This window comes from Reyranella sp., assembly GCF_965279625.1.
In the GTDB taxonomy this organism is placed as follows: domain Bacteria; phylum Pseudomonadota; class Alphaproteobacteria; order Reyranellales; family Reyranellaceae; genus Reyranella.
Window position 1 is genome coordinate 3,278,906 of record NZ_OZ257251.1, and the last position, 21,713, is coordinate 3,300,618.

The following is a 21,713-nucleotide window of genomic DNA, read 5'->3' on the forward strand; positions in this document are numbered from 1 at the left end:
GGCGCGTCAGAAGCGCCGGGCAGGGTGGCAGGAAAGCGGCGCGCGCGAACGGGCGGCGGCCGACGGAACGGGATCATAGCCGCCGGCGCCCCAGGGGCCGCAGCGGCACAGGCGATGAGCGGCCAGCCAGCTTCCCCGCAACGCGCCATGCTTCGACAGGGCCTCGACCGCATAGGCCGAGCACGAGGGCTCGTAGCGGCAGGCACCGACGAAGAAGTAGGCGAGCGTGAGTTGGTAGAAGCGAATCGCGCCGCGCAGGACCAAGGACATCATGCGGCCCGGAAACTGGCGATTTAAGTGCTCCGGCGCAAGCTGCCAATGCAAGTCATGGCGTCGCTATGGGCGCGGCGAGCGCCTTGAGGCGCCGAAGGGCCTCCTGCAGCTCGGTCCGCATCGCGGCGAAGTCACGGCCCAAGGCACCCTGACGGCCCACCAGCACATAGTCATGATCGGCCCGGGCCGATTGCGGGATGATCTGGCGGGCGATCTCGCGCAAGCGGCGTCGAACCCGGTTGCGCACCACGGCATTGCCGACCTTGCGGCTGACGGTGAAGCCAACCCGGATGGCCGGACTGGCGAGTTCGGCCGGAACGGGTGCCATTTGCAGCACGAAACCGGGCATGGCACATCGCCGCCCGGCCTGGACGCGCAGAAAGTCGCTACGATTCGGCAGCCGACCGAGGTCCGCCGCCGCCAATCGAACTAGGCCGACAGGCGCTTGCGGCCGGACCGGCGGCGGTTCGCGATGACCTTGCGGCCACCGACGGTCGCCATACGGGACCGGAAACCGTGCCGACGGGCGCGGACCAGCTTGCTCGGCTGATAGGTGCGTTTCATGACGCAACTCCTCTAAACACAACAATGCCCCCGCGCGGTGCACCGGGGGCGAATTCCGTGGGCGAGGGTAATAAGCGGGTGCCCCTTCAGAGTCAACGAGGGCTAGGATGCCCCATGGCCCTCATTCTTCATGGCTATCGCTACAGCGTCTACGTCCGCATCGTCCGCTTGGTCCTGACCGAGAAGGCCCTGGCCTACGACCAGGTCGAGGTGAACCCGTTCGCAACCGAGGTTCCGGAAGCCTATCTGGCGCTTCATCCGTTCGGCCGGGTCCCGGCGCTCGTCCATGACGGCTTCCCGCTCTACGAGACCGGCGCCATCACCCGCTATCTCGACCGGGCCTTCCCACAGCCTTCGCTGCAGCCGCAGGCGCCGAGACGGCTGGCCCGCATGGACCAGATCATCGCCGTGGTCGACGCCTACGCCTACTGGCCGCTGGTGCGGCAGGTCTTCGTGCATGACGTCGTTCGACCTCATATGGGCACGGCCGGCGATGCGGCGGAATTGGAGAAGGGTCTGGAAGGCGCCGCCAGGGCGCTCGATGCGCTCGAAGCCCTGGCCGCGCCGGAGACATGGCTGACGGGCCCGGACCTCTCGCTCGCCGACCTTCATCTCGGGGCGATGGTCGCGTACTTCGCGCAGTCCGCGCGCGGGACCGAACTGCTGGCCGCACGACCACGACTCTCGACATGGTGGCAGCGATTCAAGGTACGCCCGAGTGTCGCCGCCACGGAGCCCGGCTTGCCAATCACTCAGGCGTGACAGCATGTGCTTTGAGGATCGGCCCCGCGGCGTCAATATCGAGGCGGGGGGAGACGAAAGGCCAGATGGATACGTCGACACTGCGCCGGCTGCTGCCAGTGGCGATCCTGCTGGTCGGGCTGGCCGCTTTCCTGCTGCTCGGGCTCGAGCGTTATGTCTCCTACGACATGCTGGTCCGCCACAAGGCCACGGTGACGACCTGGGTTGCCGGCCATCGTCCGCTGGCGGCGCTCGCCTTCCTGCTGGCCTATGCGGTCATGGTGGCCTTCTCGCTACCCGTCGCCGTGCTGGCGACGCCGGTCGGCGGCTTCCTGTTCGGCACCTGGGCGGGCGCCGGCCTGTCGGTGATCGGCGCGACCCTGGGTTCGATCGCCGTGTTCCTGGCCGCGCGCTACGCGTTTCGCGATCTCTTCCGGGCCCGCGCCGGCGCAAAGCTGGCGCGCTTCGAGGAAGGATTCCGGCAAAGCGATTTCAACTATCTCCTGTTCCTGAGACTGGTCCCGGTATTTCCCTTCTGGCTGATCAATATCGTGCCGGCCCTGCTCGGCATGCGACTGAGAAACTACGCGCTCGCAACGATGATCGGCATCGTACCGGCCTCGATCGTCTATGCGAGCGTCGGGGCAGGCCTCGGCGCGGTGCTGAAGCGCGGCGAACACCCCGATCTCGGCATCATCTTCGAATGGCGCATTCTGCTGCCGCTGCTGGGGCTTGCCGTGCTGGCGCTGCTGCCCGTGGTCTTCGCCCGCCTGCGCCGCAAGAGCTCCCCGTGAGATGAGCGTCCTGCTCACCCCCGATGTCTGCATCGTCGGCGGCGGCTCGGCCGGCCTGGTGGTGGCGGCCGGCGCCGCGCAGCTCGGCCTCGATGTCGTGCTGGTGGAACGCGCGCTGATGGGCGGCGACTGCCTCAATTACGGCTGCGTGCCGTCGAAGGCGCTGATTGCGGCGGCCAAGGCGGCGCAGGCGCAACGCAGCGGCGCGGCCTTCGGCATCGCTCCCGTCGAGCCCGCCGTCGATTTCGGCAAGGTGATGGACCATGTCGCCGGCGTGATCGCTGCCATTGCGCCCAACGATTCGGTCGAGCGCTTCGAGAAGCTCGGCGTCCGCGTTCTGCCGGAGGAGGCGCGCTTCACCGGCCGCACCGAGCTGCAGGCGGGCAGCCATCGCATCCGCAGCAAGCGCATCGTGCTCGCAACCGGCTCGCGTCCCACCGTGCCGCCCGTGCCGGGCCTCGCCGAGGTGCCGCACTTCACCAACGAGACGATCTTCGCCAACCGTATCCTGCCGTCGCATCTCGTGGTGCTGGGCGGCGGCCCGATCGGGCTGGAGATGGCGCAGGCTTTCCGGCGGCTGGGCGCCAAAGTCACCGTGCTGGAAGCGGCGACCTGCCTTGCCAAGGACGATCCCGAACTCGCCGCGATCGTCGTCGCGCGCCTGCGCCGCGAAGGCGTGGAGCTGCACGAGAAGACGAAGGTGGCGAGGATCGAGCGCACGGCGGGCGGCATCGCGGCCGTGCTCGAGGAGGGCGGCCGCATCGAAGGCTCGCATCTTTTGGTGGCGACCGGTCGCGCGCCGACGACCGACGGACTGGACCTCGACAAGGCCGGCATCGCCCACGATAAGCGCGGCATCACGGTCGACGACTCCCTGCGCACCTCCAACCGCAACGTCTGGGCGATCGGCGACTGCAACGGCCGCTATGCCTTCACCCACATGGCGGGCCACGAGGCCTCGCTGTTCATCCGCGGCGCCCTGTTCCGCGCGCCGGCGAAGCTCGATCCCTCGATCGTGCCGTGGGCGACCTATACCGATCCCGAACTGGCGCAGGTCGGCCTCAACGAGCGCGACGCGCGGGCGCGCCATGGCGACGGCGTGAAGATCCTGCGCTGGACGTTCGCCGACAACGATCGCGCCCAGACCGAGCGCGAGACCGACGGGCTGGTGAAGGTCGTCACCGACCGGCGCGGCCGTGTCCTGGGGGCGGGCATTGCCGGGCCGCAGGCCGGGGAACTGATCCAGACCTGGTGCCTGGCCCTCGCCGGCCGCCTGAAGGTCGCGACCCTGGCGAGCTTCGTGCCGCCCTATCCGACGCTCGGCGAAACCGCCAAGCGGGCGGCCGGAAGCTACTACACCGAAACCCTGTTCGGCTCGCGCACGCAGCGCCTCGTACGATTTCTCGCGCGATTGCCGGTCTGGTAGAAGCGTCCGATGAGCGCCGAGGTCACCGTTCCGGCCGAGACCGCCCGCCCCGCGCGCCGGCGGACCACGAGCTTCGGCCTGTCGTGGCGTATCCTTGGCCTGGTGATCGTCGCGGTCATGACGGCCGAGGTCGCGATCTTCCTGCCCTCGATCGCCCGCTTCAGGCTGGTCTATCTCGAACAGCTGATCGAGAGCGGCACGCTGGCGGCCCTCGCCCTCGACGCCACCCCCGACAACATGGTGACGGAGCAGGTGAAGGCTTCGCTGCTTGCCCATGCGCGCGTGGAGGCGGTCGTGCTGCTCGAGCCCAACAAGCCCAAGCGCGCCCTGATGAACATCGAGCCGCGACCCGAGATGCAGGGCTTCAACCTGAAGGACCGCGGCGCGCTCGGCCTGATCCTGGATGCGCTGGAAACGATGGCGCGCGACGGCTCGCATCTCATCCGCGTCGGCGGCGAGTCGGTTCGACTGCCCGGCGCCATGGTCTGGATCGTCCTCGACGAACGACCGATGCGGGCGGCCATGTACGGCTACACGAGCCGCATCCTCATCCTGTCGATCATCATCGCGCTGTTCACCGCCGCGCTGCTCTATCTGGCGCTGCGCTGGCTGGTCATCCGGCCCCTGCAGGATCTGTCGACGGCGATGGTTGCCTTTCGCCGCGCACCGGAAGAGGGCGGCACCGAACGTGCCCCGGTGAGGCGCAACGACGAGATCGGCGTGGTCGATCGCGAATTCCAGATCCTGCAGCGCGAGCTGCGCGCTTCGCTGCGCCAGAAGTCGCGCCTGGCAGAGGTCGGGGCGGCGACCAACAAGATCAACCACGACCTGCGCAACATGCTCTCGACCGCGCGCCTTTTGTCGGATCGGCTGGCGCGCAGCGACGACGAGCGGACGCGTGCGCTCGCACCGACCATCCTCAATACGATCGACCGCGCCGCCCGCCTGGCCAGCGACGCCATCGAGTATGTCCGCGAGAAGCCATCGCCGCGGCTGGCCGAGGTCGATCTCGCCGACCTCGTCGACGAGGTCGGTATCGCGCTGCAGGAGCAGGGCGAGGACAAGGATCCCAACCTGCTGCGCAGCTGGGTCAACGAGATCGGCGACGGCGGCATCGCGCGCTGCGACCGCGACCTGCTCTACCGGGTGTTCATCAATCTCGGACGCAACGCCTTCGAGGCCGGTGCGACGAACATCACCATCCGCACGAGGCGCAGTGGCGGCTTCCTGCTGGTCGAGGTCGCCGACAACGGGCCCGGCGTCCCCGCTGCAGTCGTCAGGCAACTCTTCCGGCCCTTCACCACCGGCGGCCGCCAGGGCGGCACCGGCCTCGGCCTCGCCATCGCCCGCGACCTGGTGCGCCTGCACGGCGGCGACATAACCCTGCTCGAATCCAACGAGCGGGGCACGCTCTTCGGCTTCACCCTGCCGATCGCCTGAAGTCTTTCAGTACCCCTCGCTCTTCAGCAGGGCGAGGAAGGCGCGAACGCGGTCGACGTTGCCGCCGAGATCGGCGTCCCCGATGCGGCTCTTGGAGCGGATGTCGATCCGGCTGCCGGTCCCCTGGGGGCGAACGCGGACGACGACGTCGTCGCGAAAGCCGAACCATGGGCTGGTCACGACGGCTTCGAGGCGGCCGTCCGCCGGCACCCGCGCCACGATCTCCCAGTTGAGGGCGGTGGCCACGCGCTCGACACGCTTGAAGGCCTCGGCCGGCGGCACGGCCAGCATGACGGATTCGATGTCCGGGAAGGCGGCACGCTGGAGGGCGGCATTCTCCTTCGGATAGTTCAGCGGATTGGGCGCGCCGCGCCGCAGTTGCACCGTCGCCACGAGCGGCGGCGGATTGGCCGTGTCGGTCGTGATGTCGTTGATGGCGGGCCGGTGCTGCGCCTGCAGGAACCAGTGCAGCGGGACCCATGCGCCGGCGCCGCCGATCACGATGGCGAGGAAGGCCGCGACGCTGCCGCGGCGCCGGTCACCGGGCCGGGCGGGAAGGATGGTGGCGAGGCCCAGCGCGACGCCGGCCACCGTGAGATAGAAGCCGTAGCGGAACACGGCGATCGCCGCCTCGATATCCAATCCGAGATAGCGGTGCAGCGGCCCGGAAACGGCTACGATCAGCGACCCGACGGTCGCTAAGATGAAGGCGATACGCGCCAGTCGATGACTGATCGGATTGGTCGGCCTAACGAACATCCAGGCTCCACTGCAATCGCATCGTAACCGTGAATCGAAACCCGCGCATCCGCTCGACAATCCCCGCTTCATTCTCTATGCGGCCACAATGACCACAGCCGACACCGTCCGGCGCCGCGCCATGGCGGCGGGCCTGATCTCGATCTGCCTGTGGAGCTCGCTCGCTCTTCTATCGGTTTCGGCCGGACCGATCCCGCCCTTCCAGATGGTCGCGATGACGTTCGCGATCGGCGCCGCCATCGGCATCGTCCGCGCCCGGGCCAACGGGGTCGGCTGGGCCGGCCTGGTGGGCTGGCCGGCACGCGTCTGGCTGCTCGGTATCGGCGGCCTGTTCGGTTACCACGCCCTCTACTTCGCGGCGCTTCAGCTCGCCCCGCCGGCCGAGGCCAACCTCATCAACTACCTGTGGCCGCTGCTGATCGTGCTGCTCTCGGCACCGCTGGCGGGGGAGCGGCTGGGCTGGCCGCACCTCGCGGGTGCGGCCCTGGGCTTTGCGGGAGTCGTGTTGCTGGCCTTCGGCCGCGGACTGAACTTCGCCGACAATCATGCGCTGGGCTATCTGCTGGCACTGGGCTGCGCCTTCGCCTGGTCGATCTATTCCGTGCTGTCGCGCCGCTTCGGGGAAACGCCGACCGACGCCATCGCCGCTTTCTGCGCCGCCTCGGCCCTGCTCTCGCTCGTCTGTCATCTCGCCTTCGAGCGCACCGTGTGGCCCGCCACCGGTATGGCCTGGCTCGCGGTCCTGGCGCTGGGCCTCGGCCCGGCCGGATCGGCCTTCTATTTCTGGGATCACGCCGTGAAGCGCGGTGACATCCGCGCGCTGGGAGCGATCTCCTATGCGACGCCCATCCTCTCGACGGCCATTCTGGTGCTCTTCGGGCTTGCCGAGCCGACCGGCACGCTGATCGCCGCGGCGCTGCTGGTCACCGTCGGTGCCGTGCTGGCCTCGCGCGAACTCTGGAAGCGTTAGAGCGCGAAGCGGCCTCATTGGAGCGCGCCACTCCAGTGGCGCTCATGACCATGATTGCGCCACTGGAGTGGCGCGCTCCATTGCTCTAAGTGCCCGGCGTCCAACCCGGCGGGGCGAGCTCGAAGCCGGCGAAGTCGAAGGCCGGGGCCACGGTGCAGCCGACCAGCGTCCAGTTGCCGAGCGTGCGGGCCGCCTGCCAGACACCGCGGGGCACGACGATCTGCGGCGTCTCGCCCAGCCCGAAGTCGCGGCCGAGGCGCAGGTGGCGGGCCGTGCGACCGTCGTCGCTCATCGCAAGCTCGAGCGGCGCGCCGTCATAGTGATGCCAGACCTCGTCGGCATCGACCCTGTGCCAATGCGAGCGCTCGCCGGCCTTCAGCAGGAAGAAGATCGCAGTGCTGGCGCCGCGCCCGTCCGTTCCGCCGGGGGCGCGGAAGGTCTCGCGGTAGTGGCCGCCCTCGGGGTGCGGCTGCAGGCCCAGGCGGGCGATGATCTGGTCGGCGGTCATTCCGATCAGGCCGGCGGCGGGACCGTGGTCTTCATCGACGGCGTCTTGGCGAAGGCCGTGAACCACTTTGCGAGCTTCGGCCGCTTCGCGCGCCAGTCATGGTGACCGAAGCGGAAGTCGAGATAACCCAGCGCGCAGCCGATCGAGACGGTGCCGATCGTGGGCTTGCCCTTGAGTGCCTTGGATTCGGCCTCGAGCTGGTCGAGCACGCCGTCGATCTTCTTCATCTGGCCCTTCGACCAGTCGGGCCAGCGCTTCTCCTCGGGCCGCAGGAACCCCTCGTAACGGGCGAGCAGCGCGGCATCGAGCAGGCCGTCGGCCATTGCCTGCTGACGCAGCGCCATCCAGCGCTCGCGGCCCTTGCGCGGAAACAGCTTGCGACCCTTGTGCTGGCTGTCGAGATACTCGCAGATCACCGGCGAGTCGAAGAGGTCCATGTTCTTGGTCGAGAGCGCCGGGATCTTGCCGATCGGATTGTGCTTGTCGACGTCGGCATTGGGCGCGACCGGCGTCAGGGCCACGTTCACCATGTCCATCTTCTTGTCGAGACCGGTCTCGATCGCCAGCACCCTGACCTTGCGGGCATAGGGCGACGACGGCGAGTAGTAGAGCTTCATCTTGGCCATGGTCGGTCTCTCCTGTCGGCTTCCGGTCGCGTCAGGCGCCGGCCATCTGCGGGATATCCGTATCGTTCAAACGCACCTTGCGGGCCGTTTCGACGAGCTGCTGCCAGGTGGTCGTGTCGATCGGCACGCCGTTCTTCTCACGATCGAGCCTGCGCGCCCGCTCGGGCTCACCCGGCACCAGCACCTCGGCGACGCCGGGCTGCGGCTTCGCCGACTTCACCCAGTCGATGAAGGTGTCGACCTCGTCCTCGAAGAAGGCGGTGCCGCCCATCGAGTCGGGATCGATGATGATCGACAGCATGTTGTTGATGATGTCGGTGCCGTTCTTCTTGATCGTGCGCGGGCTGTGCGTGCGGCCACCGGTCAGCGCGCCGGCCAGCAGGTCGCAGATCACGGCGAGGCCACCGCCCTTGTGCAGGCCGAACGGCAGGATGGCACCGTAGGGAGCGTTGTACATCACGCCCGGCTCGGTGGTGGCGTTGCCGGCGGCATCGATCAGCAGGCCTTCCTCCATCTGGATCTTCTTGTTGTTGGCGACCCGCACCTTGCCCATCGCCACCTGGCTGGTCGCGAAGTCGAGCACGATCGGCTCCTGGCCCTTGCGCGGAATGGCCGTGCAGTAGGGATTGGTCGTGAAGCGCGCCTCGGCGCCGCCGAACGGCGCGACCAGCGACTTGTGGCCGTGCACGTTCACCCAGTGCGTGCTCACCATGCCGGCGCGCGCGCACTGCTCGCCCCAGTGGCCGATCCGGCCGATGTGATGGGAGTTCTTGAGGCCGACGACGCAGACACCGTGCTTCTTCGCCCGCTCGATGCCGATGTCCATCGCCTCCTTGGCGATGACCTGGCCGTAGCCCGCACCGCCTTCGATCACGATCACCGCACCATTGTCCCGATCGATCGTGGCGTGGTGGTTGCGCTTGCAGGCCCCGTTGAGGGTGTTCTGGATATAGGAGGGCATCATGCCGACGCCGTGGCTGTCATGGCCGAACAGGTTGGCCAGCACGAGATGGTCGGCGACGAGCTTGGCTTCCTCGTCGGAGCTGCCGTCGGCCCGGCAGATCGCCATGGTGAAGCCGTGCAGGCGGTCGGGCTTGATGCGGATTTCGCCCACGGAACCTTGCCCCTCGGCCATCTCTCGTCTCCCCTTCAGATTTCGGGCGGCAAGGTTCCGCGTCGCCACGACGCTGTCAACGCCGAACCGGCGCCCTGATTTCGCCGCTCTGGGCAGCCAGACAGTCTGCGACGTGGCTTGATCCGGGCCGCCTATGGTAGTGACCTTGCAAAGCCCTTCGTCGTTTCCGGGATTAGCGCACCGAATGCGGTCTCTCGCTCGCCTCGCATTGTTCGTGCTGCTGTTCGCAAGCGTCGCGGCTTCCGCCCAGACCGTGCCACAGCCGCAACGCCCCTTCAGCCAGCTCGTCGAACTGTGGGGCCGGCAGCTCGACCGCATTGCCTCCCGCACCGAGCAGGCCGACCTGCTGCCCGTCGAGATCGACGGTTTGCGTGAGCAGGCAACCGATGTGCGCGCGGCCGCAATGGCTGCCGCCTCGTTCGCGCGCAACGACCTCGCCGACACCAGAAAGCTCCTGGCACCGCTCGAATTGAAGCCCGGCACCGACGCGCCCCCTGAGAGCGATGCCGTGAAGGCGGACCGCGAAAGGCTGACCGAGCAGGCCACGGTCGCCGAGGGCCGGGTCAAGCAATGCGAAGTCGTGATCGCCCGCGCCGACCAGCTGCTCGAGCGCCTGACCAAGGTGCGTGGCGAGCTGGTACTTCAAACCCTGCTGCGCCGAGACCCCTCTCCGCTCTCGCCCGGTGTTTGGCACAAGATCGGCCCGCAATTCATGGCGTCGGTGAAGACGCTGTCCGGCGCGATGGCGAGCTGGAGCCACGAGGGCTTCCTCACCCTGAGCGCCGGCAGCCCCGAGCTGGTGCCGCTCGGCCTGTGGGCCGCGCTCACGATCATCCTGTGGTGGGTCGGGCGCGCGCTGCGGCGGCGCTTCGGCCGGGGCGGCACGCACATCGATGCGCGGCGCGACCAGACTATCATTAGCGCCATCGACGGGCTCGGCCTCGTCCTCGTGCCCATCCTGGCGGTGTGGCTGATCGGCAAACTCCTGCTTGCGAGCAATCCGCCGACACCGATCGACATGCTGATTCCCGAAGCCGTGGGACGCCTCATTCTGCTGCTGCTGGTGTTCGGCATGACCGCCGCGGGCCTGCAGCCGGCGCGCCCCGAATGGCGTGTCCTGCCGTTCAGCGACGACAGCGCCCAGCACCTGTCCCGGGCGCTGCGGCGGCTCTTCTCGATCAGCCTGCCGCTCGAATTCGTCTACATTGCGCTCAGCCGAGGAGAGGGTCGCGATGCGGTCGCCGCGGTCGGCGCCGTCGTGCTGACCGCCGTCGTCGCCGTGCTCAGCCTGCCGACCCTGTCGAACCGCGCCTGGCAGGCCGACCGGCCCGAGGGCTCGGAACTGCCGCCGATGATCGGCGGGACCTGGTGGGCGGTCGCACGTCTGCTGCTGGTCATCGCGGTCATGTCGTCGATCGTCTGCTCGCTGATCGGCTATGCGACCCTGGGCGCACATCTGCATACGGCGATTTCGACGACCTGCCTGCTGATCGCGATCGCGCTGTTGCTCCACAAGCTGGTGGCCGATCTCCTGGACGCGGCCGCTGCCCCCGATACGCCCTCCGGCACCTTCGTCCGCCGTGCCTTCGGCCTGCCCGCGGACAGCACGCTGCGCGGCCAGTACCTGGTGCTGCTGCTGTTCGACTCGGCCCTGATCCTGCTGCTGGCGGTCGCCATCCCGGCGACCTGGAACGTCGATACCGATGCGATGATCGACGGGCTGGGCCAGCTCGTTAGAGGCGTCAAGGTCGGCGGCGTCACGATCTCGCTAGGCAATGTCGGCATGGCGATCGTGGCGTTCTTCGTGTGCATGCTGCTGGCGCGCGTGGTGCGCAGCGTCGTGCGCGACCGCGTGCTGCCGACCGTCGAGGCGCCGATGCCGCTGCGCCAGTCGATCGATGCCGGCCTCAACTATGCCGGCGTGATGATCGCCATCCTGGTGAGCATCGGCGCGCTGGGCGTGGACTTCACCAACCTGGCCATCGTGCTGGGCGCGCTGTCGGTCGGTATCGGCCTCGGGCTCCAGAACATCGCCAACAACGTGATCTCCGGCGTCATCCTGCTGGTCGAGCGGCCGATCAAGGCGGGGGACTGGGTGACGGTGAACGGCCACGAGGGCTTCGTGCGGCGCATCAACATCCGGGCGACGGAAATCGAAACGTTCCAGCGCACGCACGTCATCGTGCCCAACAGCCTGTTCCTGCAGAATCCGGTCGTCAACCGCACCTATTCCGACACGTCGAGCCGCATCGAGATCAAGCTGACCGTGCCGGTCAGCTCCGACGTCGATGCCATGGAGGCGATCCTGCGCGAGGCGGCGCTCGCGCATGCGCGCGTGCTGCGCATCCCGCCGCCGATCGTGCGCTTCGTCAAGGTCGGGTCCGACGGCCTCGAGTTCGAACTGTTCGTGTTCGTGGCGCGCCTCGAGGACCGGCTGATCGTGACCAACGACCTCAACCGCGCGATCCTGGCCAAGCTGATCGAGCAGAAGATCATCAATCCCGGCGCGGTGCCGGAAATCAGGCTGCGCGGCCTCGACAAGGTGAACTTCTCGCTGCACGCCGATCCTTCGCCCGAGACGAAGGAGACCACCAACGACAGGCCGGGCGATGCCCCCGCGGCGTCGTAGGGACGAGGCGCCGCGCCGGCGCTGGCCGCTCTATGCGCTGTTCGGCGTGGCGGCGTTCGCGGGCGTGGCGATGTGGGCCTATGCGCCGTCGCTGCCGCCCGAAACACTGATCGCGCGCTACGCCAACGATCGCTCGCGCTTCGTCGATGTCGGCGGCGTCAACGCCCATGTCCGCGAACAAGGCAATCCCGAGGGCGTGCCCATCGTGCTGATTCACGGCTCGAACGGCTCGCTGCACATGTGGGAGGGTTGGGCGCGCGAACTGGGCAAGGAAGCCCGCGTGATCTCCGTCGACCTGCCGGGCCATGGCCTGACCGGCGCCTGGCCGCGCGACGAATATACGGTCGAGGCCTATGCCGACTTCATCGAGGTGCTGATCGACACGCTGCACCTCGACAAGGTCGTCGTGGCCGGCCATTCGCTGGGCGCCGCCGTCGCCTGGACCTTTGCGGCCACGCGACCCGATCGTGTCATCCAGCTCGTGCTGGTCGATGCCGCGGGCTATCCGCGGCAGGGCGGCGACGCGCCGCTGCCGACCCGGCTGGCCCGCACGCCGCTCGTCGGTGACATCGGAATCTATTTCAAGACGGAGGGCGTGGTCCGCCGGTCGCTGAGCGAGGCCTACGCCGATCCGGCGATGGTGACGCCCGAGCGCGTCCGGCGATACGCCGAGCTGCAGCGCTTCCCCGGCAATCGCGAGGCCACCCTGCAGCGTGCCCGCACCCAGGACCCGCTCGATCCCACGGCGCTGAAGCGCCTCGACGTGCCGACCCTGATCATCTGGGGCGCCAAGGACCGCTGGGTGCCGGTGGCCGATGCCTTCCGCTTCCAGGAAGACATCAAGGGCGCCAAGCTCGAGATCTTCGAGAATCTCGGTCACAACCCGATGGAAGAGGCCCCGCGCGCGACCGCCGCCGTCGTCGCGGCCTTCATCGCCAACGCGCCCCTGCCCCCGCAATCGAGCGCCCCGGTGGAGCCCGATGCCGATGCGACCGTCGACGAGACCGTCCAGCCCGCCGTCGTGCCGGAGAAGGATTGAGTTGCCTCCCCATTCAAATGGGGAGGTGGCGGCGTCATACGCCGACGGAGGGGTCATCCCCTCCATCGCATCGACTCATGACCCCTCCGTCGCGCTTTGGAGTGCGACACCTCCCCATTTTGAATGGGGAGGCGGATGATCTTGATCAAGCGCTCTTCAGCAGCGCCATGACCTGGGTGAAGGCGTGGTCGGCGATTTCTTCGACTTCGGCCTTCGTGCGGTTCTGGATGGGATGCGGCACGTAGACGACCGCCGGCTCGAAGCCCAGCGCATCGCTTTGCGCGGTGACGCCGTCCACGAATTCGGTGGTCACGATGTTGACGCCGGGCAGGCCGCGGCCGTCGAGACTATGTAGGTCGTGCAGACTGCACGATGTGCAAGAGCCTCAATCGCTTAAGGCGATCACCGCGAGCTGTGCCTCGGCCGCGATCGTCTGCAGCACCGACGCCGGCGCGACTTTGGTGTTGGTGGGCTTGCGATAGCGCTTGGTCGCCACGCCGGCTGACTTGAAGTGGCCCTCGAGCCGATCGAGGAACACCGCGCCCCCCGACTTGCCGATATCCATCAGCGCCACGACCTTGCCGTCGAGCGAGGGCGGCGGGGCGAGGCGGGCGCGGCGCGTCGGCGAGGTCTCGGCCGTCGGATCGCGCAGCTTGCTCGAATAATTCATGAACAATGTCCTTCAGCGAATCTCGTGGGTGACGGCCTGGCATTCCTCGCGCACGCGCTGTCCGGGCCAGCCGCCGATGATGGCGGAGAATAGACCGGCCGGCCCCCCGGCGCGAACGATCAGCAACCCGTCAGGCGGAAACTTGTCGACGATCTTGTCGGCCATCGAGGCGGGCAGCCCTTCCGCCACGCCCTGGGCGCCGTGGATCAGGTCGCGGCCGGGCCGCTTGAGGGCCTGATAGAGCGCGTCCTCGATGCGCCGGCGGTTCCAGCCGCCTTCCTTGAAGATCCTGTAATGCTCGGGCGAGAGCACCAGCACGGCGTTGCCTGAGTCGCAGAGCTTGGGATGACCGACCCCGAACAGGCCCATTGCCAGCGAGCGCGCGAGCTCTTCCGGCGTGCGGGATTTCTGGTCGATGAAGCCGTGCACGCCTTCGGCATGGAACAGCGTGACGGCGCTCTTACCTGCCGCGATGCCGCGGCGTTGCGCCAGCGGCTCCCAGTCGGGATCGGATTCGTCCTCGGCAAAGCAGAATGTGTACTTGCCGGGATTGCCCAGGGTGGCGCGATCCATGCCGCCGGGCAGGCCACCACCCACGTTGCGCACGATGAGCTGCAGCGCGCGGCCGATCGTGGCATTGGCGCGATTGCCCTGGCCCAGTGCATTGATGCCGGAATTCATGCCGACCGCCTTGGCGGCCGGTCCGTTGATGATCACCAGCGGCCCCGCAAAATGCGTGGTGCAGAGCAGCCCGTGCAGCACGAACAACGGATCGAGTGCGGCCTCCAGCACGCCCAGCACGACCGGCAGGTATTCCGGCTTGCAGCCTGCCATCACGGCGTTGATCGCCACCTTCTCGACCGTACAGGGCGCGAGGTTGGGCGGGATCAGGCCCACGATCTCGTCGGGCTTGCGGTCGGTGCCGCCCAGCATGCGCAGGATGCGCTCGTCGGTCGGCGGCACGACGGGCAGACCGTCGCTCCAGCCGCGCTCGAAGCAGGCCTCGATGGGATCGTCCCATTCGCCGACCGGAATCTCGCGGGACGCCAGCCCAGGATCGCCATAGCGCGCGATCAGCGCTTCCTGCACGCCGGGCTCGACGCTGCGCGAGCCGCAGCCGGGCTGCCACGCCGGCAGGCCTTCGCCCGCGGCCGCTTCGCCGGCGAGGCGGGTCCATTCGGCGCGATCCCAGCCCACGGTGCGGCCGACCTCGCGGCCGCCTTCGTAGCGAATCAGGGTCGGCACGGCTTCGATGTTGAGATGAAAAGAGCGTTCGAGCTGCTGGTCGTCGAGCACACGGCCGACGCCGGAGGGAAAGGCCGGATCGTCCTGGGTGATGACGGTGAGCGGGCCCACCTTGTCGAGGCGCTGCATCACCGGTTCGACCAGCACGCAGGTATGGCACTCGTGCTTGGCGACGATCACCAGCCCGTCCGCGGGCAGTACCTCAATCATTCAGCAGAGCCTCCACCTGGGCATCGATGAACGCGGCATCGTCGGGATTGTCGCGCGGGTTGCCGGCGCGATGACCCCATACGGACGGGATCTCCACCAGCTTTCCGTACTTCAGATACGGCAACTCTTCCCTGTTGTCGTCGGTCTGGAAATAAAGATCCGTCGCCGACGGCATCAGCAGGACCTTGGCCTTGATGCCGGCCAGCGCCATCTGCAGATCGCCGCGATAGAGATCGTTGGCCGAAATGTCGCCGTGCTGCCACGTGAAGAGCTGGGCCTGCAGGTCGTGCAGGTCGCGTCGCAGGAAGTTGGCTTCCCACGACCGCACGAGGAAATCCTCGAGACTGGCGAAGCCCAGGCCGCGCCACATCTCGCGGCGATAGAAGGTCTGGCTGAGCGCCCAGCCGGCATAGATGCGGCCCATGGCGCGCAGGCCCTGCTGCGGCGTCGCGGCGGCCTGCAGGGTGGTGCGGATGCCTTCGAGGAAGACGAAATTGTGCGGCGCGGTCTTCGCCGAACCGCAATTGACCACGATGCGCTCGACCGCCTCGCCGAACAGCGCGCCCCAGTGATAGGCCTGCTGGGCGCCCATCGACCAGCCATAGACCAGCTTCAGCCGGTCGATGGCGAACAGCTCCAGCAGCATCTGCCGCTGCAGCATGACGTTGTCGTAGGTCGTGACCTCGGGGAAGTCCGGCGTGTTGGACGGCGACGAGGACAGGCCGTTCGTCAGCATGTTGGGAATGACGATGAAGTAGCGGCTGGGATCGAGGCAGTGCCGCACGTCGACCAGCCAGTCGATGTCGGTGTGATGGGCGCCGTAGCTGGTGGGATAGAGGATGACGTTGTCGCGTTTGGGCGACAGCGTGCCGTAGGTCTTCCACACGATGCGGGCCTGCTTCAGGGTGCCGCCGCGCTGCAGCCGCACATTGTCCGCCGCCCAGGTTCCTTGGTTCGTCCGCATCCTTCGACCTTAGCCGAAGCTGCGGATGATCTCTCCATGTGTCTGAGTATAGCTCCTCGCCACATATTTCAGGTGCGGCCGCAGATGCCGGTGCGCCTCGGGCAGGTGGTGGAACGGGATGTTGGGCAGCAGGTGATGCTCGGCGTGGTACGGCAGGTTCCACATCAGGAAGCGCACGATCGGATTGGAGATCGTCGTGCGCGTGTTGGCGAAGCCGTCGTCGCTGTTGGGACACAGCGTGTGCTCGGTCAGGAGATAGAGGCGCAGCAACGGCAGTCCGACCAGCAGCGGGAAGAACCAGACCCAGAGCACGACATCCGTCCTGAGCAGGATCGAGCCCACGATCAGCACCGCATAGAGGGCGAGCAGCCAGCGGCCCCAGCGCCGCACCTCGGGCCACGCCGAATCATGGATGTAGGTCACGTCGCCCTTGAACCCGAAGGGGAACAGGAAGATGTCGCGCACGCGGATCATCAGGAACGGGATCGAGCTGATGCGGAAGAGATAGGCCCGCCAGCTCCGCGGGGTGCCTGAGGTGATCAGCTCGGGATCGCGGTCGGGGTCCTGGGTGTAGCGGTGATGAGCGAGATGATAGTGCCGGTAGAAGCCGGCATTGTTGAGGATCGCAGCGCCCGAGAAGAAGGCCAGCAGGTCGGCCATCCAGCGCGTCTTGAACGAGCCGTAATGCACCGACTCGTGCATGGCGCCGAACAGCGAATTCACGAAGATGCCCTGCAGCAGCAGCGCCGGCAGCACCCACCAGGTGCCGCGCGTCTCGAGCACCAGCCAGCCGCCGAGGACCAGCAGTGCGAGATGAGCGCCGGTCTGGATCAGGCCCTTGGTATCGTCGCGCGCATAGAGGCGCTTCAGCACCTCCGCCGGCACCACCCGCATCTGACGGGCGCGCTGTCCGGTTACTGTATAGGTGCCCATAGACCTTCCTTGTAAGCGTGTTCGGTGACCGCCTCGCGCTTCTTCTTCTCGTCCTCGCTCAAGCCGATCTGGTCGCCGACCATGCGCGCGATCGACGGGAAGGTGCCCTTGGGCTGGACGTAATCGGACGCCCACAGGCGCGAGCGCAGCAGCGCCTTGGCGCAGTGCAGGTAGGCCTGGCGGACCGAGACGACGATGGCGCATTTCGGCGCCTTGCCCTGCACCGCCATCGAGTCGAGCAGCGCCGGATCGACCGAGAGGCGCGCCGTGCCCGCCACCCGCACCGTCTCGTTGACGCCCGGCAGCAGGAAGATCAGCGCGACCTCGGGATTCTCCAGCAGGTTGCGCAGCGTATCGAGCCGGTTGTTGCCCGGCCGGTCGGCCAGCGCGATCGTCTTCTCGTCGAGCACCTTGAACGAGCCCGGCGGGTCACCGCGCGGGGTCACGTCCTGCTTGCCCGAGGCGTCTGCCGTGGCGATCAGGCAGATCGGCGACAGGGCGATGAAGCGGCCCATATGCGCATCGATGCGGCCGATGTCCTTGACAGCCGCCGTCACGCTGATCGGCGCGTAGGAGGCGACCAGCGCCCGCGCGCCTGCGTCGTCGAGCAGTGCCGGTTGCTTCGGGGGAGCCGAAAAAGGCAGCGAATCGGGCATTTTCTAGACCTCCGGAATTTGCAAGGCAGGGTAGCAGGCACCACCCTCCGGGGAAACCATCTGGCGCGAGGAGTCGTTGGTCCTGCAGTCACAGCAAAAGGAGGACCAGATGAGCAATTACGATCCGAACCTGGGTCCCGGCCGTCCGGGCTATGATCCGACCGACCCCTACCGTAATGCGCCGGACAGTGGCCGTCCGGGTTACATCCTGCTCGCCGCTTTGGCGGGTGTCGCCCTGGTCGGCGGCTTCCTCTACTTCGGCAATCCGCAGAACAGCAACATCGGCCCCGAGCAGGCGCAGGCCCCGGCCCCGATCGAGCGGACCGTAACGGATACCCCGGGCGTCACGCCGGATGCCGACCGTCCGGCAGCGATCCCGCTTCCGGCCCGCCCGGCAACGCCGGCTCCGGCCCCGACGCCGGCGCCGCAGGAGTAAGGGGTGATGAGCGATTATGACCCCAAGCTCAACAAACCCGTCTACGAGGACGTGGCTTTCGAGCCACGCTCCCCGAGCCGAGGACTCTATCTGGTGGTGGGCGTGGTGGCCGCGATCGTGGCGGCAGCAGGCCTGATGTTCTTCTCGAGCGATCGCCCCGAGCGCACCGATCTGGCCCGCAACCCGGACCCGGCGACGGTGAACGCGCAGACCAACGAGACACGCACTCCGACGGTGCCGAGAGTGGCGCCGATTCCGGCCACACCGACGCCGGAGCCGATGACGCTCGCACCGAGCCAGCAGCCTTAAAAGGGCAGCGCCTGGACAAAAAAATAGCCCGACCGCGAGATCCGCGGTCGGGCGCACAGGCCTTTAATCTCTGCGGATTCGAAGTAGCACGACGGCCTGTGGGTGCTGCCGAGTCAATCCTGCAGACCTGACCTGCTCCTTCCTCATTACATCGCGAGTTCAGCCTTCAGCGCGTCGCCTAGCGCGCGGAAGGTTTCCGTGCGCGCGGACGAGCGGCGCCACACCAGACCGATGCGGCGATGCGGGACGGCGCCGGTCAGCGGCCGCACCGTCACGTCGAGGCCGCGCAGGATGCCGGCGTCGAGCGCCATCTGCGGCATCAGGGTGACGCCCAGGCCGTTCGCCACCATCTGCGCCAGCGTGTGCAGGCTGGTGCCGTTGAAGCCGGCATTGCGCCGCGCGCCTTCCAGCTCGCAGGCCGCCAGCGCCTGCTCGCGCAGGCAGTGGCCATCCTCCAGCAGCAGCAGATTCTCGTCGGCGATACTGGCCGCGGGGGCTTGTCCGGCGGGATAGACGATCGAGAACCGGTCCGCGCCGACATCCATCACCTCGAGATCGCCCAGCGCGTAGGGCAGCGCCAGCACCACGGCGTCGAGCTCGCCCGAGTCCAGCCGCTCCAGCAGGCGCGCGGTCTGGTCCTCGCGCAGGTAGAGCTGCAGCTTGGGGAAGCTCTCGCGCAGGCGCGGCATGGCGCGCGGCAGCAGGAACGGGCCGATGGTCGGGATGACCCCGAGATGCAACGGCCCCGACAGCGGATCGCGCGCCGCCTGGGCGACATCCATCAGATCCTCGGCGCCCTTCAAGAGACCACGCGCGCGGTCGGCGACCTTGCGCCCCAGCGCCGTCGGCACGACCGAGCGCTTGGTCCGCTCCAGCAGGGGCGCCCCTAAAAGCTCTTCCAGCTCCTGGATGCTGGCGCTGAGCGTCGACTGGCTGACGTTGCAGCCGGCGGCCGCCTGCCCGAAGTGGCAGCGATCGACCACCGCCACCAGGTAGCGGAGCTGTCGCAGTGTCGGGATAGGTTTCATGCTGGGCATATAATCGCTTTTAGCGATTATTCAATTCTGTATTTTGAGCTTTAAACGATCTTAGAATGCCCCTAAGTAACCGTTGCCAAGAGTTAACCAAGGAGTTTCAAGCGTGTCCCTCATCAACACCGAGATCAAGCCGTTCAAGGCCACCGCCTTCCAGAAGGGCAAGTTCATCGACGTGACCGACGCCGACCTGAAGGGCAAGGGCAAGTGGTCGGTCGTGTTCTTCTACCCGGCCGACTTCACCTTCGTGTGCCCGACCGAGCTCGAGGATCTGGCCACGAACTACGCCGAGTTCAAGAAGCTGGGCGTCGAGATCTACAGCGTCTCGACCGACACGCACTTCAGCCACAAGGCGTGGCACGACACGTCGGAAGCCATCAAGAAGATCGAGTACGTCATGGTCGGTGACCCGACCGGCGCCATCACCCGCAACTTCGGCGTGATGATCGAGGAAGCGGGCCTGGCCGATCGCGGCACCTTCGTGGTCGACCCGGACGGCAAGATCCAGATCGTCGAGATCACCGCCGGCGGCATCGGCCGCGACGCCTCGGAGCTGCTGCGCAAGGTCAAGGCGGCCCAGTACGTCGCCTCGCATCCCGGCGAAGTCTGCCCGGCCGCCTGGAAGGAAGGCGAGAAGACCCTCGCCCCCAGCCTCGACCTGGTCGGCAAGATCTGACGAAGGGCGGAGGGGCCTCACGGGAGGTCCCTCCACTCCGCTTCGCGACATTTCAGTAGGAGTACCTCCCATGTTGGACGCCAACCTCAAGACGCAGTTGAAGGGCTATCTCGAGCGCCTGACCTTGCCGGTCGAGCTGGTGGCGTCGCTCGACGGCGGCGCGAAGTCGGCCGAGCTGAAGGAGCTGTTGCAGGAGATCGCGAGCCTGTCGGACAAGGTGACCTTCGCCGAAGCCGACGAGGACATGCGCAAGCCCTCCTTCGCCATCGTGCGGCCCGGCACCGACATCTCGGTCCGCTTCGCCGGCATCCCGATGGGCCATGAATTCACCTCGCTGGTGCTGGCGCTGCTTCAGGTCGGCGGCCACCCGAGCAAGGAAGCGCAGGACACGATCGAGCGGGTGAAGGGCCTCGACGGCGACTATACGTTCGAGACCTATTTCTCGCTCTCGTGCCAGAACTGCCCCGACGTGGTGCAGGCGCTGAACCTGATGAGCGTGCTGAACCCGCGCATCCGCCACACCGCGATCGACGGCGCCCTGTTCCAGGACGAGGTCGAGAAGCGCGGCGTGATGGCCGTGCCCTCGATCTTCCTCAACAGCCTGCCGTTCGGCCAGGGCCGCATGAGCCTGGAGCAGATCCTGGCCAAGCTCGACACCGGTGCGAGCGAACGCGCGGCCGAGGAGATCGCCGCGAAGAAGCCCTACGACGTGCTGGTGGTCGGCGGCGGCCCCGCCGGCGCCGCTGCAGCCATCTACGCGGCGCGCAAAGGCATCCGCACCGGCATCGCCGCCGAGCGCTTCGGCGGCCAGGTGCTGGACACGATGGGCATCGAGAACTTCATCTCGGTCTCCCACACCGAGGGCCCGAAGATGGCCGCGGAGCTGGCCGCGCACGTCAAGGACTACGAGGTCGACGTGATGGACCTGCAGACCGCCACCAAGCTGATCCCGGCGACGCAGCCGGGCGGCCTGGCCACGGTCGAGCTGCAGAACGGCGCGACCTTGAAGGCCAAGACCATCGTGCTCTCGCCCGGCGCGCGCTGGCGGCAGATGAACGTCCCCGGCGAGGCCGAGTATCGCAACAAGGGCGTGGCCTACTGCCCGCACTGCGACGGCCCGCTGTTCAAGGGCAAGCGGGTGGCGGTGATCGGCGGCGGCAATTCCGGCGTCGAGGCGGCGATCGACCTCGCCGGCCTGGTGAGCCACGTCACGCTGATCGAGTTCGACGGCCAGCTGCGCGCCGACGCGGTGCTGCAGGCCAAGCTCCGCTCGCTGCCCAACGCCACGGTGATCGTCTCGGCGCAGTCGACCGAGGTGCACGGCGACGGCGCCAAGGTGACCGGCCTCGCCTACAAGGACCGCACCACCGGTGAGCAGAAGACGATCGAGCTCGAGGGCATCTTCGTGCAGATCGGCCTGGCGCCCAACACCGAGTGGCTGAAGGGCGCGATCGAGCTCAGCCCGCGCGGCGAGATCGAGATCGACGCCCGCGGCCAGACCTCGGTCCCCGGCATCTTCGCCGCCGGCGATGCGACGACCGTGCCCTACAAGCAGATCGTCATCGCCATGGGCGAGGGCGCCAAGGCCGCCCTGTCGGCCTTCGACCACCTGATCCGCAGCACCCCGGTCGAGGTCAAGCAGGCGGCCGCGGAAGGCCGGAAAGCGGCTTAGATAG

The 21,713-nt window shown here is 67.6% G+C and carries 24 protein-coding genes; 11 read left to right on the plus strand and 13 right to left on the minus strand.

The window, feature by feature from the left end:
• Positions 1-6 precede the first annotated feature (6 nt).
• The 3 genes from yidD to rpmH are packed head-to-tail and all read right to left on the minus strand — an operon-like array spanning position 7 to position 837.
• Positions 7-273 carry a membrane protein insertion efficiency factor YidD gene (yidD, locus tag ACQY78_RS15905; protein ID WP_428676638.1) on the minus strand — a complete coding sequence of 89 codons (267 nt, stop codon included), beginning with the start codon at positions 271-273 and terminating at the stop codon, positions 7-9.
• Between the two features lie 52 nt (positions 274-325).
• Complete coding sequence (gene rnpA / locus ACQY78_RS15910; RefSeq protein WP_428676640.1) at positions 326-697, minus strand: ribonuclease P protein component; 372 nt, start codon at positions 695-697, stop codon at positions 326-328.
• Between the two features lie 5 nt (positions 698-702).
• Complete coding sequence (gene rpmH / locus ACQY78_RS15915) at positions 703-837, minus strand: 50S ribosomal protein L34 (protein ID WP_068199953.1); 135 nt, start codon at positions 835-837, stop codon at positions 703-705.
• 114 nt (positions 838-951) lie between these two features.
• On the opposite strand from rpmH, the gene ACQY78_RS15920 reads away from it, so the two are divergent.
• From ACQY78_RS15920 to ACQY78_RS15935, 4 genes are all read left to right on the plus strand, one after another.
• Complete coding sequence (locus ACQY78_RS15920) at positions 952-1,599, plus strand: glutathione S-transferase family protein (RefSeq protein ID WP_428676641.1); 648 nt, start codon at positions 952-954, stop codon at positions 1,597-1,599.
• Positions 1,600-1,664: 65 nt separating this feature from the next.
• Positions 1,665-2,372 (plus strand): TVP38/TMEM64 family protein, encoded by a 708-nt coding sequence (locus tag ACQY78_RS15925; protein ID WP_428676643.1) that lies wholly within the window; start codon positions 1,665-1,667, stop codon positions 2,370-2,372.
• Position 2,373: 1 nt separating this feature from the next.
• Entirely contained in the window at positions 2,374-3,798 is a 1,425-nt protein-coding gene (locus ACQY78_RS15930; protein WP_428676644.1) for a dihydrolipoyl dehydrogenase family protein, read from the plus strand.
• 9 nt (positions 3,799-3,807) lie between these two features.
• Positions 3,808-5,238, plus strand: a complete 1,431-nt coding sequence (locus tag ACQY78_RS15935) for an ATP-binding protein (protein ID WP_428676646.1) — start codon at positions 3,808-3,810, stop codon at positions 5,236-5,238.
• Positions 5,239-5,244: 6 nt separating this feature from the next.
• Here ACQY78_RS15935 and ACQY78_RS15940 read toward each other — a convergent pair whose 3' ends face one another.
• On the minus strand, positions 5,245-5,997 hold the full coding sequence (locus ACQY78_RS15940; protein WP_428676648.1) for a DUF1499 domain-containing protein: 753 nt from the start codon (positions 5,995-5,997) through the stop codon (positions 5,245-5,247).
• Positions 5,998-6,085: 88 nt separating this feature from the next.
• Between ACQY78_RS15940 and yddG the strand changes: the two genes are divergently transcribed.
• Positions 6,086-6,967 (plus strand): aromatic amino acid exporter YddG, encoded by an 882-nt coding sequence (gene yddG / locus ACQY78_RS15945; RefSeq protein ID WP_428676649.1) that lies wholly within the window; start codon positions 6,086-6,088, stop codon positions 6,965-6,967.
• An 85-nt stretch (positions 6,968-7,052) separates the two neighbouring features.
• Here the strand turns inward: yddG and ACQY78_RS15950 are convergent, their stop codons facing one another.
• From ACQY78_RS15950 to ACQY78_RS15960, 3 genes are read right to left on the minus strand one after another with little or no spacing between them, the layout of a single operon-like run.
• On the minus strand, positions 7,053-7,475 hold the full coding sequence (locus tag ACQY78_RS15950) for a cupin domain-containing protein (protein ID WP_428676651.1): 423 nt from the start codon (positions 7,473-7,475) through the stop codon (positions 7,053-7,055).
• A 5-nt stretch (positions 7,476-7,480) separates the two neighbouring features.
• Complete coding sequence (locus ACQY78_RS15955; protein WP_428676653.1) at positions 7,481-8,101, minus strand: glutathione S-transferase; 621 nt, start codon at positions 8,099-8,101, stop codon at positions 7,481-7,483.
• A gap of 31 nt (positions 8,102-8,132) precedes the next feature.
• On the minus strand, positions 8,133-9,236 hold the full coding sequence (locus tag ACQY78_RS15960; protein WP_428676655.1) for a malate/lactate/ureidoglycolate dehydrogenase: 1,104 nt from the start codon (positions 9,234-9,236) through the stop codon (positions 8,133-8,135).
• Positions 9,237-9,420: 184 nt separating this feature from the next.
• Between ACQY78_RS15960 and ACQY78_RS15965 the strand changes: the two genes are divergently transcribed.
• Together ACQY78_RS15965 and ACQY78_RS15970 are read left to right on the plus strand one after the other, a co-directional pair.
• On the plus strand, positions 9,421-11,865 hold the full coding sequence (locus tag ACQY78_RS15965) for a DUF3772 domain-containing protein (protein WP_428676656.1): 2,445 nt from the start codon (positions 9,421-9,423) through the stop codon (positions 11,863-11,865).
• Positions 11,846-12,904, plus strand: coding sequence for an alpha/beta fold hydrolase (locus tag ACQY78_RS15970; protein WP_428676657.1), 1,059 nt, complete (start codon positions 11,846-11,848; stop codon positions 12,902-12,904). Before ACQY78_RS15965 ends, ACQY78_RS15970 begins: the two co-directional genes overlap by 20 nt.
• A 145-nt stretch (positions 12,905-13,049) precedes the next feature.
• On the opposite strand, the gene ACQY78_RS15975 is transcribed toward ACQY78_RS15970, so the two are convergent.
• The 5 genes from ACQY78_RS15975 to ACQY78_RS15995 are packed head-to-tail and all read right to left on the minus strand — an operon-like array spanning position 13,050 to position 17,582.
• Positions 13,050-13,574, minus strand: coding sequence for a UGSC family (seleno)protein (locus ACQY78_RS15975; RefSeq protein ID WP_428676659.1), 525 nt, complete (start codon positions 13,572-13,574; stop codon positions 13,050-13,052).
• A 12-nt stretch (positions 13,575-13,586) separates the two neighbouring features.
• Positions 13,587-15,029 carry a thioredoxin family protein gene (locus ACQY78_RS15980; protein ID WP_428676661.1) on the minus strand — a complete coding sequence of 481 codons (1,443 nt, stop codon included), beginning with the start codon at positions 15,027-15,029 and terminating at the stop codon, positions 13,587-13,589.
• Complete coding sequence (locus ACQY78_RS15985) at positions 15,022-15,993, minus strand: alpha/beta fold hydrolase (RefSeq protein ID WP_428676662.1); 972 nt, start codon at positions 15,991-15,993, stop codon at positions 15,022-15,024. The genes ACQY78_RS15980 and ACQY78_RS15985 overlap by 8 nt, the downstream gene beginning before the upstream one ends.
• Before the next feature lie 9 nt (positions 15,994-16,002).
• Positions 16,003-16,926 (minus strand): fatty acid desaturase, encoded by a 924-nt coding sequence (locus ACQY78_RS15990; RefSeq protein ID WP_428676664.1) that lies wholly within the window; start codon positions 16,924-16,926, stop codon positions 16,003-16,005.
• Entirely contained in the window at positions 16,908-17,582 is a 675-nt protein-coding gene (locus tag ACQY78_RS15995; RefSeq protein ID WP_428676666.1) for an MSMEG_1061 family FMN-dependent PPOX-type flavoprotein, read from the minus strand. Before ACQY78_RS15995 ends, ACQY78_RS15990 begins: the two co-directional genes overlap by 19 nt.
• Before the next feature lie 109 nt (positions 17,583-17,691).
• Here ACQY78_RS15995 and ACQY78_RS16000 point away from each other — a divergent pair, with 109 nt between their 5' ends.
• Both ACQY78_RS16000 and ACQY78_RS16005 read left to right on the plus strand, forming a co-directional pair.
• On the plus strand, positions 17,692-18,018 hold the full coding sequence (locus tag ACQY78_RS16000) for a hypothetical protein (protein ID WP_428676668.1): 327 nt from the start codon (positions 17,692-17,694) through the stop codon (positions 18,016-18,018).
• Positions 18,019-18,024: 6 nt separating this feature from the next.
• The gene (locus ACQY78_RS16005) at positions 18,025-18,327 is read left to right on the plus strand and encodes a hypothetical protein (RefSeq protein ID WP_428676669.1); all 303 of its coding nucleotides are present in this window, start codon (positions 18,025-18,027) and stop codon (positions 18,325-18,327) included.
• Positions 18,328-18,473: 146 nt separating this feature from the next.
• Here ACQY78_RS16005 and ACQY78_RS16010 read toward each other — a convergent pair whose 3' ends face one another.
• The gene (locus tag ACQY78_RS16010) at positions 18,474-19,355 is read right to left on the minus strand and encodes a hydrogen peroxide-inducible genes activator (protein ID WP_428676671.1); all 882 of its coding nucleotides are present in this window, start codon (positions 19,353-19,355) and stop codon (positions 18,474-18,476) included.
• 112 nt (positions 19,356-19,467) lie between these two features.
• On the opposite strand from ACQY78_RS16010, the gene ahpC reads away from it, so the two are divergent.
• Both ahpC and ahpF read left to right on the plus strand, forming a co-directional pair.
• The gene (ahpC, locus tag ACQY78_RS16015) at positions 19,468-20,037 is read left to right on the plus strand and encodes an alkyl hydroperoxide reductase subunit C (RefSeq protein WP_422009167.1); all 570 of its coding nucleotides are present in this window, start codon (positions 19,468-19,470) and stop codon (positions 20,035-20,037) included.
• 70 nt (positions 20,038-20,107) lie between these two features.
• Entirely contained in the window at positions 20,108-21,709 is a 1,602-nt protein-coding gene (gene ahpF, locus ACQY78_RS16020) for an alkyl hydroperoxide reductase subunit F (protein ID WP_428676672.1), read from the plus strand.
• Positions 21,710-21,713: the final 4 nt, after the last annotated feature.

Coding starts and splice junctions, on each gene's coding strand:
- yidD (WP_428676638.1), bottom strand. CDS start 273: ATGATGTCCTTGGTCCTGCGCGGCGCGATTCGCTTCTACCAACTCACG.
- rpmH (WP_068199953.1), bottom strand. CDS start 837: ATGAAACGCACCTATCAGCCGAGCAAGCTGGTCCGCGCCCGTCGGCAC.
- ACQY78_RS15920 (WP_428676641.1), top strand. CDS start 952: ATGGCCCTCATTCTTCATGGCTATCGCTACAGCGTCTACGTCCGCATC.
- ACQY78_RS15925 (WP_428676643.1), top strand. CDS start 1,665: ATGGATACGTCGACACTGCGCCGGCTGCTGCCAGTGGCGATCCTGCTG.
- ACQY78_RS15930 (WP_428676644.1), top strand. CDS start 2,374: ATGAGCGTCCTGCTCACCCCCGATGTCTGCATCGTCGGCGGCGGCTCG.
- ACQY78_RS15935 (WP_428676646.1), top strand. CDS start 3,808: ATGAGCGCCGAGGTCACCGTTCCGGCCGAGACCGCCCGCCCCGCGCGC.
- ACQY78_RS15940 (WP_428676648.1), bottom strand. CDS start 5,997: ATGTTCGTTAGGCCGACCAATCCGATCAGTCATCGACTGGCGCGTATC.
- yddG (WP_428676649.1), top strand. CDS start 6,086: ATGACCACAGCCGACACCGTCCGGCGCCGCGCCATGGCGGCGGGCCTG.
- ACQY78_RS15950 (WP_428676651.1), bottom strand. CDS start 7,475: ATGACCGCCGACCAGATCATCGCCCGCCTGGGCCTGCAGCCGCACCCC.
- ACQY78_RS15955 (WP_428676653.1), bottom strand. CDS start 8,101: ATGGCCAAGATGAAGCTCTACTACTCGCCGTCGTCGCCCTATGCCCGC.
- ACQY78_RS15960 (WP_428676655.1), bottom strand. CDS start 9,236: ATGGCCGAGGGGCAAGGTTCCGTGGGCGAAATCCGCATCAAGCCCGAC.
- ACQY78_RS15965 (WP_428676656.1), top strand. CDS start 9,421: ATGCGGTCTCTCGCTCGCCTCGCATTGTTCGTGCTGCTGTTCGCAAGC.
- ACQY78_RS15970 (WP_428676657.1), top strand. CDS start 11,846: ATGCCCCCGCGGCGTCGTAGGGACGAGGCGCCGCGCCGGCGCTGGCCG.
- ACQY78_RS15980 (WP_428676661.1), bottom strand. CDS start 15,029: ATGATTGAGGTACTGCCCGCGGACGGGCTGGTGATCGTCGCCAAGCAC.
- ACQY78_RS15985 (WP_428676662.1), bottom strand. CDS start 15,993: ATGCGGACGAACCAAGGAACCTGGGCGGCGGACAATGTGCGGCTGCAG.
- ACQY78_RS15990 (WP_428676664.1), bottom strand. CDS start 16,926: ATGGGCACCTATACAGTAACCGGACAGCGCGCCCGTCAGATGCGGGTG.
- ACQY78_RS15995 (WP_428676666.1), bottom strand. CDS start 17,582: ATGCCCGATTCGCTGCCTTTTTCGGCTCCCCCGAAGCAACCGGCACTG.
- ACQY78_RS16000 (WP_428676668.1), top strand. CDS start 17,692: ATGAGCAATTACGATCCGAACCTGGGTCCCGGCCGTCCGGGCTATGAT.
- ACQY78_RS16005 (WP_428676669.1), top strand. CDS start 18,025: ATGAGCGATTATGACCCCAAGCTCAACAAACCCGTCTACGAGGACGTG.
- ACQY78_RS16010 (WP_428676671.1), bottom strand. CDS start 19,355: ATGAAACCTATCCCGACACTGCGACAGCTCCGCTACCTGGTGGCGGTG.
- ahpF (WP_428676672.1), top strand. CDS start 20,108: ATGTTGGACGCCAACCTCAAGACGCAGTTGAAGGGCTATCTCGAGCGC.